This is a genomic window from Cobetia sp. MC34, from assembly GCF_018340035.1.
Lineage (GTDB): Bacteria > Pseudomonadota > Gammaproteobacteria > Pseudomonadales > Halomonadaceae > Cobetia > Cobetia amphilecti.
This window is the reverse complement of record NZ_JADPPY010000001.1, coordinates 153197-167280: the sequence shown is the minus strand read 5'-3', so window position 1 is coordinate 167280 and position 14084 is coordinate 153197. Positions and strand designations below refer to the sequence as shown.

Genomic DNA, 14084 nt, shown 5'->3' with positions numbered 1-14084 from the left:
TGGCGTATTTTTCATGGCAGTGATCACTGCTGCTGATCACTCGCTCACGTTTTGCGCGACTGCCTCAATCGGCAGACTTGATATGCCAGCTGACCTGAACGCTGCTCTCGAGGCTCAGCTCGCCGGGGCGGTATTCGCTGCCGCTGCTCTTGGCCTCTGCCATGTCGGCACGCATTGCCATCATCTGCGGGCGCGGGCTGTGTGAGGACTCATTGATCGACTGCACGCTGCCCAGGGTCGCGCCGAGGGTCTCGGCCATCAGTTGTGCCTTGTGGCGTGCCTTGGTCAAGGCTTCCTGCAATACCTTGTCTTCCAGGGCGTCCCGTTCACTGATCTGATACTGCACACCGGCCAGTTGATTGACGCCAGCGCCCAGCAGCAGGTCGATGACTTCCGGTACCTTGTCCAGGTCATCGAGAGAGAGGCTGATCGGGCGTTCGAGGTGTGTACGGCGCCATTGCTGGGGCTGCTGCTGACCATTGTTGCGCTCGTAGTACTGTTCAGGGCGCAGGTTGAGGCTGCCGGCGCTGATCTGACGGCTGTCGATGCCCGCTTTCTCCAGTGCCTGAATCAGTGTCGTCATGCGTGATTCCAGTGACTCGCGTGCCTTGCGGGCCGCCTGACCCTCGGCCTTGCTGTCGGGAGCCTTGTCATCCACCTTGCGCGCGGGCGTCTTCTCCCACAGGCGTGCCTGGATGGTTGCCTTGTCGGGCGCCGCCTCCAGGCTGGCACTGGCGCTGACATGCACCAGTGCCGGTGCGGGCGTCTGGTCGGCGCGGGCCAGGTGTGTGGCGCTGGCGGTGCAGAGCGCCAGGCCGCACAGCATGGCGGTACGACGCAGGCGCTGGGCGAGGGGGGCGGGGCCTCTGGTGGCGTGGTTCATCAGCATGGGAAATCCCTTGTGTAAAGTGGCAACATTGTTGCCTGGCGCTTGGTGAGGGGCATGAATGCGGGTGCGATAGGCTTGAAAGTATCAGCAATGAGGGCGATGCGTGAAGGTACACGAGAGACTGCGCTCTATACGTGGCGCTGCACTGGTAGTGTCGGTGCTCGTCATGTCATCACTGATGGCGCTGCCTGCCTTGGCCGCAGAGCGTGAGGTGATCGATGATGCAGGCGACGTCGTGGCACTGTCACAGCCGGCGCAGCGGGTGGTCACGCTGGCCCCACACGCGGCGGAGCTGGTGGCGGCGGCGGGAGGCTTGCCGGCCTTGATCGGCGTGAGTCAGGGCAGTGATTTCCCCCCTGCGGTCAGCGAGCTGCCGCGCCTGGCCAGCTATCACGGGCCCAACCTGGAGGCACTGCTCAGTGCGCGGCCTGACCTGATCGTGGCATGGGGCAGTGGGCTTTCCGATGAGATGCATGAGCGTCTGACAACGTTGGGGATGCCCGTCTTCGTCAGCGAGCCCGCGACACTCGACGACGTGCTGTCCAATATCGCTCGGCTTGGCGCCTTGCTGGGCACCCGCGATATCGCGGATACGCGTGTGGCGGCGCTCGCAGCGCGAATCGAGCAGTTGGAGCGCTCCCGCGACAGCGCCCCCTTGCCGGTCTTCTTCCAGCTGGGGGAGAGCCCGATGACGACATTGGGTGGCAATCACCTGGTCAATGAGCTGATTCGGCGCTGCGGCGGTGAGCCGCTGCTGACGGACTCGCCCGCCGTGGTGCCGCAGATCAATCGGGAAGCCTTGTGGCTGGCCAGACCGCACCTGATGCTGCATCCGGTCGCGAAGGGGCCGGCGCGCGAGGAGTGGATTGCCGCCTGGCGTGCAGATGAGGGGCCACTTTCCGAGGTGGCACTGGCGGGTCTGACTCCTGACCTGATCAGTCGTCCCGGCCCGCGCAGTGTCGAGGCGATGGCAGAGGTCTGCGCTGCCATCGCGAAGGTGCAGGCGTCGGACTGAGGGCGGCGGAGTCAGGGCGGCTTCGTGCAGGATGCTCAGAAATCGATGCCGCGCCGCGCCTTGAGACCATGATTGAAGCCGTGGCGAATCTCGGTCATCTCGGTGACGGTATCGGCACAGGCAACGATCTCACGATTGGCATTGCGCCCGGTGATGATGACGGTCTGCTCCGCAGGACGATTCTCGAGTGCCGTCATCACTTCCTCCAGCGGCAGATAGCCGAACTTGACCATGTAGGTCAGCTCGTCGAGCACCACCAGATAGACGCTGTCATCGCGCATCAGGCGCTGCGCTTGCTGCCACACGGCCTGGCAGGCGGCGGTATCGGCCTCACGATTCTGGGTGTCCCAGGTGAAGCCGGTGGTCATGGCATGCACTTCGAGATTGGCATCCTCGGCGAGCCGTTCGCGCTCGCCGCATTCCCAAAGCCCCTTGATGAACTGGATGACACCGACCTTGTAGCCATAGCCCAGCGCACGGGTGATGGTGCCCCAGGCGGCGGTCGTCTTGCCCTTGCCATTGCCGGTGAACACCAGCAGCTGGCCGCGCTCCTCAGTGGCCTGCGCCACCTTGTCATCGACATGCGACTTGAGCTTTTCCATCGCGGCCTTGTGGCGGGTATTGCGATCCGTCATGCGTATGCTCCGTGAGTCAAAGGCACAGCACCGACCCGGGGGACGGTGCTGTGATCGGTGCTGTGGTATGTGTGGCTGCTTGTCGCCCGAGGCACTTCAAACGAGGCATCCCGGGAAAGCCGATCAGAAGAAGAAGGTGACGCCGCCTTCCACATAACGGCCCTGGGTGTTGTAGCCATTGACCAGCTGATATTCGCGATCGAAGACGTTATCCAGCTTGGCTCTCAACTTGACGTTCGGCATCACCTGCCAGCTGGTGCGCAGATCGACCACGCCATAGCCGGCAGTGCGCGTGTCAGTGTAGGTGTCTGCGTCAGTATCGCTGCGGCTGGCGCTGCCACGCAGCGTGGCACCGAAGCTCCAGTCGTCGAGTGCGTAATCGGCGTCCAGGCGCGCAAAGCGCTGGGCGCGGCGCTTCAATTGCTCACCGGTATCGCGGTCCTCCGGGTCCTGCCAGGTCATGGCAAGGTTCACGCTCAGTGCCTCGCCTTGCCAGCCACTGCTCAGCTCGACGCCACGGATGCGTGAGCGATCGATATTGATCGGTAAGAAGTCGGCTCCCTCGTAGCTGATCAGATTGTCGATATCGGTCTGGAAGGCATTCAGGCCCAGATGCCAGTGATGTCGCTGCAGGCGCCAGAACAGTTCGGCCGTGGTGGAGGTCTCGGCATCGAGGTCCGGATTGCCGGAGCCGTAGGGGCTGTAGAGGTCGATCAGGTTCGGTGCCTTGAATGCGCTGGAATAGCTGGCCCCGAGCTGTTGCGCGGCCGTCAGATCATAGGCGTAGCTGGAGCCGCCCGTCATCTGATGTCCATAACGATTGTCGTCGTCGTAACGCAGGCTGGTCGTGACGTGGTGACGCTGTTGCTGAAGGTGCCAGCTGCCGTAGACGCCGGTGGCATAGCGGCTATCGACGCTGTAGCCCTCGGCGGTGAAGTAGGGGCCATCGGCATCCAGGCTTTCCTCGCGATGGTCCACCCCCAGACTGAGCGTGCCGAGGTCGGTGTAGAAGTCGTGGCGCAGGCCGACCTCGTTGCGGGTGCTGGCGACACGCCCGGCATCGCTGCCGGCTTCGGTGTTCTCGTACTCATCCCGCGTGCGCGCCACGCTGACCGTCATGTCCCAGTTCGGGTTCAGGTGCGTCAGCAGGCTGGCATCCAATACCATCTGGCTGCCTTCGCCGTGGCAGTCTTCCGAGGTACTGAAGCTGCTGTCGTAGCAGTCGTCATAGTCGTAATCGGTCTCGGTGTTGGCGACGCCGAGGCTGAGCGTGGCCTGCTGACCGAAGTCGTGGCCAAGACGCAGTTCGGCGCCCGTGGCCTCGTAGCCATCATCTTCACTGCCGGTATCGCGGGCCGAGAAGCCATCGCTCTCATCATGATGGAGATTGGCCGAGAGGCGCGTGTCGTCTTCCACCGAGCTGAACTGGGCGTTCTGGCGGAAGGTGCCATCGCTGCCGGCACGCAGGGTGACTTCTGCATGCTGACCGACTTCGCTGCCGCCACGCGTGATCAGGTTGATCACACCGCCGATGGCATCGGCGCCGTAGACGCTGGCACGCGGGCCACGCACGATCTCGACACGCTCGACGGCGGCGAGTGGCAGGAATTCGAAATGCGCCAGGCCATCGGCACTGTTGGCGACACGCTGCCCATTGATCAGAATCAAGGTGTGGTCGGACTCGGTACCGCGCATGAAGAGGCTGGTCTGGCTGCCCATGGGGCCGCTGCGGGCGACCTCGATGCCATTGCGTGATTGCAGCAGATCGACCAGCGAATTGGCCTGCAGGCGATCGATCTCGTCACGCGTGATGACGTCGGTGCTGGCCAGCACGTCATTCTGCAGCTGCGGAATGCGATTGGCGGTGACCTGGACGGTGTCCAGGTCCTCGGATGAATCGGTGGTCAGCGCATCAGCAGCGACGGCGGGCGGGGTCAGCAGCAGCAGGCTACCGACGAGGGTGAAGCTGGCCTGCGCAGATGCACGACCACGAGTGTTGTTGTGTTTCATGAATGATCCTCAAGCGTCAGACGCAATGAGGAGGACAGCGTGACAGGGTGCGCGAGCACACGTCCCCCGCGCGCGCCCTGATCAAGCAGGCCCGTCGCGGGAGACTTGCCACTGGTGAGGCCCTCCGCATCAACCAGTGTGGAAGCGAGGGCCGGTCTCCGGACTGACGCCTGGTGGACTCCAATGGCAGGAGCCTCACCCCCTCATGCGCCTTCCCACCTCCTTCCCTTGGGGGAGGCCCGAATGACAGGTCCTCCCGGAGGCAGTGGCTGGCCGTGTCGATCTTGTCGATCGTGGTCGACCTGCATGAGCGTTGCGATCACCGTTGCGGGGGCAGTACGGGGTTTTCACCCGTTTCCCGAACACCCAGGCTTCAACGTGAACCATTGTCTGGGGCGGGGGTGAGGGAGTCAATCGGCAAACCGGCGTTGCGCTGGCTGCCACCCAGGGCCGCTCAGGTGCGGTCATTCAGGGGGAGAAGTCAGAGGGCAAGTCTCAGGTTGTGCCAGATACGACAACGCCCGCACGGGGCGGGCGTTGTCGAGATGACGGTCTGGCCAGATGGCGGTATCTGCTCGATGGAAGCTCGTGCTACAGAAGCCAGCTCTCTGGAGACTGGCTCACAAGCGAGCGTCTCTAGAGAGACAGGAACAGACCGGCGAGACTCGCTGACATCAGGTTGGAGAGGGTGCCGGCGAGAATCGCCTTCATGCCCATCTGCGCGATGTCGCCGCGACGGTTCGGAGCCATCAGCCCCAGGCCGCCCATCAGGATGGCGACGGAGGACAGGTTGGCGAAGCCGCACAGTGCGAAGATGATGATGGCTTCAGAGTGCTCGGACAGCTTGATCTGGTGGCTGGCGAGGTCGGCGAAGGCGACGAACTCGTTGAGCACCAGCTTCTGACCGATGAAGCTACCCGCCTGGATGGCTTCGTGCCACGGCACGCCGATGACCCAGGCCACCGGGGCGAAGGCATAGCCCAGCAGCAGCTGCAGCGTGATGTCTTCATAGCCGAACAGGCCGCTGACCCAGCCGACGATGATGTTGCCCAGCGCGATCAACGCGATGAAGGCCAGCAGCATGCCGCCGACATTGATCGCCAGCTGCACGCCAGAGGCCGCGCCTGAGGCGGCGGCGTCGATGACGTTGGTCGGGCGATCGATGTCCTTGCCCAGCGCTTCTTCGACGCTCTGGGTCTTGGTCTCGGTCTCCGGGATCAGCATCTTGGCCATCAGCAGGCCACCCGGCGCCGCCATGAAGGAGGCTGCCAGCAGGTACTTGAGGTCGATGCCCAGCGAGGCATAGCCCACCAGCACGGAACCGGCCACCGAGGCCAGGCCACCGGTCATCACGGCGAACAGCTCCGAGCGGGTCATGCCGGCGATGAACGGGCGCACGACCAGCGGGGCTTCGGTCTGGCCGACGAAGATGTTGGCGGCCGCGGACAGGGACTCCGGACGGCTGGTGCCGAGCACCTTCGACAGGCCGCCGCCGAGCACGCTGATCACGACGTTCATCACGCGCAGGTGATAGAGCACCGCGATCAGTGACGAGAAGAACACGATGATCGGCAGTACGCGCAGCGCGAACACGAAGCCGCCGCCGCCGAAGACTTCGAACATCTTGTCGCTGACCAGGCCGCCGAACAGGAAGTCCATGCCGACGTTGGCACTGGACATTACGGCCTGTACACCTTCGCTGAGCCCAAGCAGCATGCTCTTGCCGGCAGGCACGTAGAGCACGAAGATCCCCAGCATCGCCTGGATGGCAAAGGCACCCAGTACGGTGCGCAGGCTGATGGCGCGTCGGTTTTCAGAGAGAAGGAAGGCAATCCCCAGCAGGGCGAAGACGCCCACCAGGCCCATGACGATCTGCATCAAGCAGCTCCTGAATGCGTAGGTGTTACGTTGAGGACAAGGCAATAGCGCTGGCCACAGGACGGTATGGCCAAAACTGGCGCGTACTCTACCAGTATTTTTGCCCTCTGTCGGAGTCTGCCACTAACGTTTGACGCATTTTTTGTGAATCGCGCGAGACGTACCTGCGTCAACACGCACGAGGCCCGCCATGGGCGAGCCGCGTGTTTTCCGCCTTGCTGTACCGTCGTGATGTTCCGACATGATGCTGAGTCTGCCCGCTGTCAGGTGCCGGCGCCCGGCAGGCGACTAGCCGGCAGGGGGCCTGACCCCGAACCCGGCGGCGTCTGTGATGACTTGCTGCCCGCGCCCTTGTCGGCCTGGGGAGCTTCGGCCTTGTCGGTCCTGGGCTGGGAAGACTTGTTCAGCTCCGGCGAGTCGGCATGGATCAGGCTGATCAGCGTCTCGCCGGCCTTGGGCTCCAGCGCCACGGCCGTGTTGGCGATCCGGATGCGGCCCTGACTGCTGATGCAGAACAGCGGCAGCAGGCGCTCTTCATGAATCTTGCGGTAATCCTCGAGGCTGAAGCTCTCGGTGATGCGGGCGCGTCGGAACTGTGCGCCCTGAGAGAGCAGGCTCGCCAGCTTGGCATAGGTGATCTTGCCATCGAACAGCAGCGGCAGATGCCCCAGCGCCTGGTCCTGCTGACGCTTGGCGTTCTTGCCATTGTCCTCGGCGAGTCGGAAGACACGCCCATGACCCAGGATGTGCTCGAAGTGCAGCGCGGCCAGGCTATTGAGTTCGCGATAGGGCGACAGCGGCATCAGGTGGCCGATACCGGTCAGCTCGAGATGCTGGGCGGCATGTTCAGACAGCGGATTGCCGTAGTAGACCGGCAGGCCCGCCATGCGCGCTTCCTGCACGGCGTCCCAGTTGGTGTCGGTCAGGCGTACCGAGAAGCCGGCATCGACCAGCTCGCGGGCGACCTGGCGCGACACCGAGTTGGCGCCCAGGATCAGGAACCCCGAGGGCGGTGGCTCGCCGACGCCCAGCACCTTGACGATGGGACGCGACAGCAGGCTCTGGACCACCACGGTGCCGATGATGACCAGGAAGGTCATCGGCACCAGCATCTCGGCGCCTTCGATGCCCTGGGATTCGAGCTTGAGGGCGAACAGCGAGGCGACTGCCGCAGCGACGATGCCGCGCGGCGAGAGCCAGGCCAGCAGGGCCTTCTCGCGCAGCGTCAGCCCGCTGCCCAGGGTGCACAGCCAGACCGTCAGGGGGCGTGCGACCCACATCAACACCGCCAGGAAGATCCACGCCGGCCACGACAGCAGGGACAGCTGCTCGACGGTCAGGCGCCCCGCCAGCAAAAGGAACAGTCCCGAGATCAGCAGAACCGTCAGGGTCTCCTTGAACTCGATGATCTGCTGGGTCGGCACGCCGCGCATGTTGGCCAGCCACACGCCCATCACTGTGACGGTCAGCAGGCCGGATTCATGGAACAGGGTGTTGGAGATGGCGAACAGCCCCAGCATCACCATCAGGGTGCCGAAGTTGTGCAGCTTCTGCGGCAGCCAGAAATGACGCAGCACCAGCCCCCAGCACCAGCCACCCAGTGCCCCCATGCCGAGCCCAAGGCCCACCGTCTGGGCGAACAGCAACAGGGTATGCGAGGCCGCATTGCCGGTCATGCCGAGCGCGACGTACTCATAGACCAGCACGGCCAGCAGCGCGCCGACCGGGTCGATCATGATGCCTTCCCAGCGCAGGATCTGGGTCAGGTTGCCGCGCGCGCGCAGCGTCTGCAGCAATGGCATCACCACCGTCGGGCCTGTCACCACCAGCAGGGCACCGAGCACGGCGGCCATCTCCCAGCGCATGTCGAGCAGATAGTGGGCGGCCACGGTGCCGATCACGCCGGTGATCACCACGCCGGTGGTGACCAGCCGCCTGACGATATGGCCATGGCCGCGCAGGTCCTTGAAGTCCAGCGTCAGGCTGCCCTCGAACAGGATGACCGCCACCGCCAGCGACACCAGCGGGAACAAGAGATCGCCGAGCAGCTCATCCGGCTTCAGCCAGCCCGTGACGGGGCCGGCGAGGATGCCGACGATCAACAGCGGCAGGATGGCGGGCAGACGCATGCGCCAGGCCAGCCACTGGCAGCCGAGGGCCATCAGACCGATCAGGGTCAGGGCCAGAGCAGGTTCGGTCATCGGGTGTCTTCCTTGGAGTCAGCGAAAATGAGCGGTGCCACTGTTGCGGTCACCGCTCATCGTTTCGTTGTGTCTCAGCCGTCTGCCAGTGGCCCTTGTCCCTGCTGGTCTGTACAGGCTTGAAGCAGGGGGCAGGCGCCACTCAGCTGCCGCGCGGCAGGCCGAAAGGGCGCAGCCTAGCGATTGATTCCGTGGTATGCAACGTCGCGTTGCCTTATCGCGCTCTCCTCATTTCCTTTCTCTGTCGTGCCCGCGTGATGGCGTCGGGCAGATGCGATCACTCATTGGGCGCGACGCAGCAGCGGCAGCAATGCCTGCAGCGGATGCGGCAACTGGCTGCCGGAGAAGCGCTTGCTCTGACTGCGGCACGAGTAGCCACTGGCGACCAGCTTGCCCTGATTGGCGTCGTCTTCGACCACGGCCTTCCACGACAGGTCATAGATGGCACGCGAGGTCTCGAGATTGCGCGCTTCGTGGCCGTAGGTACCGGACATGCCGCAGCAGCCGGTGGCGATGGTCTCGAGCTTGAGGCCGAAGGCGGAGTAGACCTGCTGCCAGGCCTTGGCCGAGCCCGGGGCATTGGTGCTCTCGGTGCAGTGGCTCAGAAGCTTCATGCCCGGGTCCATCTTGCCCAGCACCGTCTTGGTGACGCCGACCGGCAGCAGCTTGCGCAGGCTGATCAGCCATTCCTGCAGCAGCAGGACATCGGGCACCGCGTCCGGGCCGAGGGTCTTCACGTACTCCTGACGATAGGTCAGGGTCATCGCCGGGTCGATGCCGACCAGCGGCACGCCGAAGTCGGCGATCGCCTTGAGACGCTCGGCCTGGGCACGCGCGGTACGCTGGAAGGCGCCGCTGAAGCCCTGCACCTGCAGCGGCTTGCCGTTGGGGGCAAAGGGCGCGACGAAGACATGGATGTCGAGCCGCGACAGCAGCTCGATGATGTCGATCACCAGCTGGGCCTCGAAGTGACTGGTGAAGGCGTCCTGCACCAGGATCACGCTTCTGGCCTTCTGGGACTCGGTCAGGCGGCCCAGCTGGGTCGGCGTCGCCTCGGACACGCCCCAGCTCTTGAGCTGTCTGCGCAGGCTGGCACGTGACAGGCGCGGCGCATCGACCATGCCGATCGGGCCTTCCAGCAGACGACTGACCAGCTTGTTGGCCAGCAGGCCGTTATAGAGCGGCGTGACGCGCTCGGCCCACGGCAGCACGAATTCGAGGCTGCCGATCAGGTAATCGCGCAGCGGACGCTGATAACGATGGTGATAGACCTCAAGGAAGCGGCTGCGGAAATCGGGCACGTTGACCTTGATCGGGCACTGGCCCGCGCAGGACTTGCACGCCAGGCAGCCGGACATGGCGTCGTAGACCTGCTGGTCGAAGTTGGCGTCAGACTGACCCTCAGTCTGTGCGGTGCCGGCACGGCGTGCCTTGAGCGAGGCGCTGATGCGCGCCGGCAGACGCGCCAGCCACATGCCGGTGCCCTTGAGGCCCGGGGTACGCGCAGCCTGGGCTTCGGCGATCACGTCGCGTCCGGCGTTGCCTTCCAGGCGCAGCCATTCACGCATCAGACTGGCACGCCCCTTGGGCGAGTGGATGCGCTGGCGAGTCGCCTTCCACGACGGGCACATGGCGTCGTTGGGGTCGTAGTTGTAGCAGGCGCCATTGCCGTTGCAGTAGACGGCGCTGGCGTATTCCTGCCACACGCGCTCATCGATCTGACGGTCGAGATCGCCGCGCATGGTCACGTCATCGATGCGCATCAAGCGGGGATCGAAGGCCTCGACGGCGCTGTCAGCGTGATCACGCTTGTCGCTCTCGCTGCCCTCTTCGCTGCCCCCTTCGCTGCCCCCTTCGCTGGCGCCCGCGTCACTCGTGCTTGCGTCGTCGACCAGCGCCACTGACAGGCGCGGGGAGGCGATCTTGCCCGGATTGAGCTGGTTGTGCGGGTCAAAGGCCGCCTTCACATCCTGCAGCGCGCCGTAGAGGCTGCCGAAGAAGCGTGGCGAGTACTCGGAGCGCACGCCCTTGCCGTGCTCGCCCCACAGCAGACCACCGTACTTGTGGGTGAGGGCGGCGACCTCATCGGAGATCTCGCGGATCATCGCCTGCTGGGCGGGGTCCTTCATGTCCAACGCCGGGCGCACGTGCAGCACGCCGGCATCGACATGACCGAACATGCCATAGCGCAGGCCACGGGCATCCAGCGCGGCGCGGAATTCGGCGATGTAATCGGCCAGATGCTCCGGCGGGACGGCGGTGTCCTCGACGAAGGGCAGCGGGCGGGCTTCGCCGTCGACATTGCCCAGCAGGCCCACCGAGCGCTTGCGCATGCCATAGACACGACCGATCTGCGCGCGACCACGGGCTTCGGTGAAGCCGAGACGCTCGACGCTGGTATCGCTGGCCAGGTGCTCGCTGAAGGCGCGGACCTTGGCATCCAGCACCTCTTCGCTGTCGGCATTGAATTCGATCAGGTTGATGCCGCCGATGGCCGGGGTGCCTTCGGCGCTGGCCGGGAAGAATTCCTCGACGCTGTCCCACACGAAGTCCTGCATGGCGAGGTTGAGCACGGTGTCATCCACCGTCTCGATGGAGGTCGGGCGATTGCCCTCGACCGCCATCAGTGCCTTGGCGTCGCGCAGTGCGTCCATGAAGCTTGCGTAGCGCAGGTTGATCAGCGTCGAGCAGGGCGCGATGGGCAGCGCATTCAGCTCGGCCTCGACCACGAAGCCCAGCGTGCCCTCGGCGCCGCACAGCAGGCTGTTGAGGTTGAAACGCCCATCGGCCTCGCGCAGGTGGGCGAGGTCGTAGCCGGTCAGGCAGCGGTTGAGCGGCGGGAAGATGTCGGCGATTTCCTCGGCGCGCTCATCGGCGATCGCACGTGCGGTGCGGTAGACCTCACCAACGCGATCCTCACGTGCACACAGTGTCTCGAGCTCGGCATCATCGATGGCATGGCTCGACAGTCGTGTCCCGTCGAGCAGAACGCTGTCGAGCGCCAGCACGTGGTCACGCGTCTTGCCGTATTCGCAGCTGCCCTGACCGGAGGCATCGGTATTGATCATGCCGCCAATGGTGGCGCGGTTGGAGGTCGAGAGCTCCGGGGCGAAGAACAGGCCATGCGGCTTGAGCGCGGCATTCAGTTGGTCCTTCACCACGCCGGCCTCGACGCGCACGCGGCGGTTCTCGACATCGATCTCGAGAATGCGGTTCATGTGCCGCGAGACATCCACCAGCACGCCGTCATTGAGCGACTGGCCATTGGTGCCGGTACCGCCGCCGCGTGGCGCCAGGGTGACGCCCGAAAAGCGTGGCTCGTGGGAGAGGCGCGCGATGCGCTGGACATCCTCGGCATGGCGCGGGTAGACCACGGCCTGAGGCAGCACCTGATAGAGCGAGTTGTCGGTCGACAACACGGTGCGGTTGGCGTAGTCCGGACTGATGTCACCGGCAAAGCCTGCATCTCGCAGGGCAGCCAGGAAGTCCAGATAGAGGGAATCGACGGGGGCGGGCATATCCAGCAGGCGTTCGGTCATGATCTCGCTCGGGCAGTGAGTCGCGTCAGGCAGGCATCCAGGGCCAATGGGCCTAAGCTTACCTGAGCTGGGCGTGTGGCCCCAGCCCAGCGCGGCATTGCGTCACTCGCGAGACGGGAATTCAGGTGAAAGGAGTGAGGAATGACTACGCTGTGAGGAGTCATCAAACCAAGGCGTGTGCGCCCGAATGCAAGCAACAAGGGGGATGATGTGCACATGCTGCGGGCGATTGTCAGGCGTCAGTCGCCGCTTCAGTGGTACCGTCAGCCATCGCAAGGCAGGCCGTCATGGCGTATCCCCTCCGTTTCTTCCCTTGAAGCTGTCTTCCCTCTTCCGCTGAGTCATCAGGAGTTAGCTCATGGCATCGTCCACCTATTCCTCGACCTCCACCTGTCATCGCGAGTCTCGCCAGCCGCCCACGCGATTGGGAGTGCTGGGGGTGGGGGAGTTGGCGGAGTCATTGCTGGTCGCGTTGGCGCGCGGTTGTCAGCGCGAAGGCCGCTCGCGGCATGATCTGGAATTCCACCTCTCACCGCGCAACGACGTGCGCAGTCACCGTCTGGGCTGGCGTTTCGGTGCCATCCGCCACGTAAGCAATGTCGCGGTGTGTGAATCGAGCCTGTGCCTGCTGGTCGGGGTGCGACCAGAGCAGCTCGAGGCGCTGGCAAGTGAGCTGCGTGAAAGCCACGCACTGAGCAAGGACCATCACCTGATGGTGCTGGCGGCCGGCGTGCCACTGCAGCAGCTGCAGCGCTGGTTCGCGCCGGCGCGAGTGGTGCGGGTGATGACGGGGCTGGCGGTCTGTGAAGGGCAGAGCGCCCTCACGCTCTATCCGGAAGACCCGCTGACGCGCGACCTGCTCGGGCCGGCGGTCCGGCAGATCATCGCCTTCGATGATGAAGCGGCCTTCGAGGCCAGCATGCTGGCGGTCTGCGTGAATGCCTGGCAGATGGCGCAACAGCAGGCGTTGCTCGACTGGTTCCAGACGGTGCCCGGCATGAGCGGCCCCCAGGCGCGCCTGTTGCTGATGGCGCAGTTGCGTGATGCGCTGGCCTTGATGGAAGCCCACCCCGATACCCCGCCCGGCGAGCTTGCCTCGCGTATCGGCACCCCCGGCACCTGGACGGCACGTGGCCTGGAGCAGTTGGGGGGCAAGGAGGGCGCACACCGCCAATGGCAGCATGTGCTGGAGCAACTGCGCGCGGAGATCGAGCAGGGCAGTGCGTCACCCGGCAGTGAATGAGTCGCTCTTCCGCCTGATGCCTTCCGCTCTCAGCCACCCTCAGACACCCGCGATGCCCATTGGTCAGGAGGCGCATCGCGGGTGTCGTGCTTTGTTCAACCTGCCTTTCGAGAGTCGTGGATTCCCCGTGGCTGGCGATTTTCCTACAATGGAGCGCTAGGCGGCACCCTCGGGTGCCAGAGTGGCTGGCGGCCGATCCATGGCGTAGCGCAGCACTCAACTCGCATTGAATCGAGCACGGGGCATACAAGGCACATGGGAACCTGGTTGGCAGTAGCAGCGGGCGGCGCCATCGGGGCGCTGGGACGGTATCTTGTCAGTGGTTGGATCGTCGGCGCCGCCGGGCGCGGTTTCCCGTGGGGGACCCTCGGCGTCAATCTGATCGGCAGCTGTTTGATGGGGTTCCTGTTCATCTGGGTGACCCAGGAGCTCAAGCTGGCTCCCGTCTGGCAGGCGATCATGGTGGCCGGCTTCACCGGCGCCTTCACCACCTTCTCCACCTTTGCCCTCGAGGCGCTCAATCTGATGATGAGCGGACGCATGCTGGCGGGGCTGGTCTATGTCGCCGTCAGTGTGGTGGCGTGTCTGGGCATGGTCGCGCTGGGCATGAAGATCGCACGCGTCCTGCTGTGATTCTCGCGCCCGGGCGCGTCCTCCTGTCGCCTGGGCGGCTG

General features: G+C 64.7%; 9 protein-coding genes and 1 riboswitch. Of the genes, 3 read left to right on the top strand and 6 right to left on the bottom strand.

Annotated elements, in window-relative coordinates:
- Positions 1–64 precede the first annotated feature (64 nt).
- Positions 65–889 (bottom strand): SIMPL domain-containing protein, encoded by an 825-nt coding sequence (locus IZU87_RS00725; protein ID WP_213113391.1) that lies wholly within the window; start codon positions 887–889, stop codon positions 65–67.
- A 166-nt stretch (positions 890–1055) separates the two neighbouring features.
- On the opposite strand from IZU87_RS00725, the gene IZU87_RS00720 reads away from it, so the two are divergent.
- A complete protein-coding gene (locus tag IZU87_RS00720) occupies positions 1056–1904 on the top strand; it encodes a helical backbone metal receptor (protein WP_213113390.1) in 849 nt (282 codons plus the stop codon).
- A gap of 35 nt (positions 1905–1939) precedes the next feature.
- Here the strand turns inward: IZU87_RS00720 and cobO are convergent, their stop codons facing one another.
- The 5 genes from cobO to IZU87_RS00695 all read right to left on the bottom strand — a co-directional run bounded on the left by cobO (position 1940) and on the right by IZU87_RS00695 (position 12167).
- Positions 1940–2539: a cob(I)yrinic acid a,c-diamide adenosyltransferase gene (gene cobO / locus IZU87_RS00715; protein ID WP_043332442.1), complete on the bottom strand. Its 600-nt coding sequence runs from the start codon at positions 2537–2539 to the stop codon at positions 1940–1942.
- Positions 2540–2662: 123 nt separating this feature from the next.
- Positions 2663–4549, bottom strand: coding sequence for a TonB-dependent receptor domain-containing protein (locus IZU87_RS00710; protein WP_213113389.1), 1887 nt, complete (start codon positions 4547–4549; stop codon positions 2663–2665).
- Between the two features lie 132 nt (positions 4550–4681).
- A riboswitch (cobalamin riboswitch) is annotated at positions 4682–4934 on the bottom strand.
- A gap of 251 nt (positions 4935–5185) precedes the next feature.
- Positions 5186–6427: a NupC/NupG family nucleoside CNT transporter gene (locus IZU87_RS00705; RefSeq protein WP_043332439.1), complete on the bottom strand. Its 1242-nt coding sequence runs from the start codon at positions 6425–6427 to the stop codon at positions 5186–5188.
- A gap of 263 nt (positions 6428–6690) precedes the next feature.
- Positions 6691–8628: a cation:proton antiporter gene (locus tag IZU87_RS00700; protein ID WP_082388126.1), complete on the bottom strand. Its 1938-nt coding sequence runs from the start codon at positions 8626–8628 to the stop codon at positions 6691–6693.
- 281 nt (positions 8629–8909) lie between these two features.
- Entirely contained in the window at positions 8910–12167 is a 3258-nt protein-coding gene (locus IZU87_RS00695; RefSeq protein ID WP_213113388.1) for an FAD-binding and (Fe-S)-binding domain-containing protein, read from the bottom strand.
- A gap of 358 nt (positions 12168–12525) precedes the next feature.
- Here IZU87_RS00695 and IZU87_RS00690 point away from each other — a divergent pair, with 358 nt between their 5' ends.
- Both IZU87_RS00690 and crcB read left to right on the top strand, forming a co-directional pair.
- The gene (locus IZU87_RS00690; RefSeq protein WP_131431404.1) at positions 12526–13410 is read left to right on the top strand and encodes a hypothetical protein; all 885 of its coding nucleotides are present in this window, start codon (positions 12526–12528) and stop codon (positions 13408–13410) included.
- Between the two features lie 267 nt (positions 13411–13677).
- On the top strand, positions 13678–14043 hold the full coding sequence (gene crcB, locus IZU87_RS00685) for a fluoride efflux transporter CrcB (RefSeq protein WP_197738705.1): 366 nt from the start codon (positions 13678–13680) through the stop codon (positions 14041–14043).
- Positions 14044–14084: the final 41 nt, after the last annotated feature.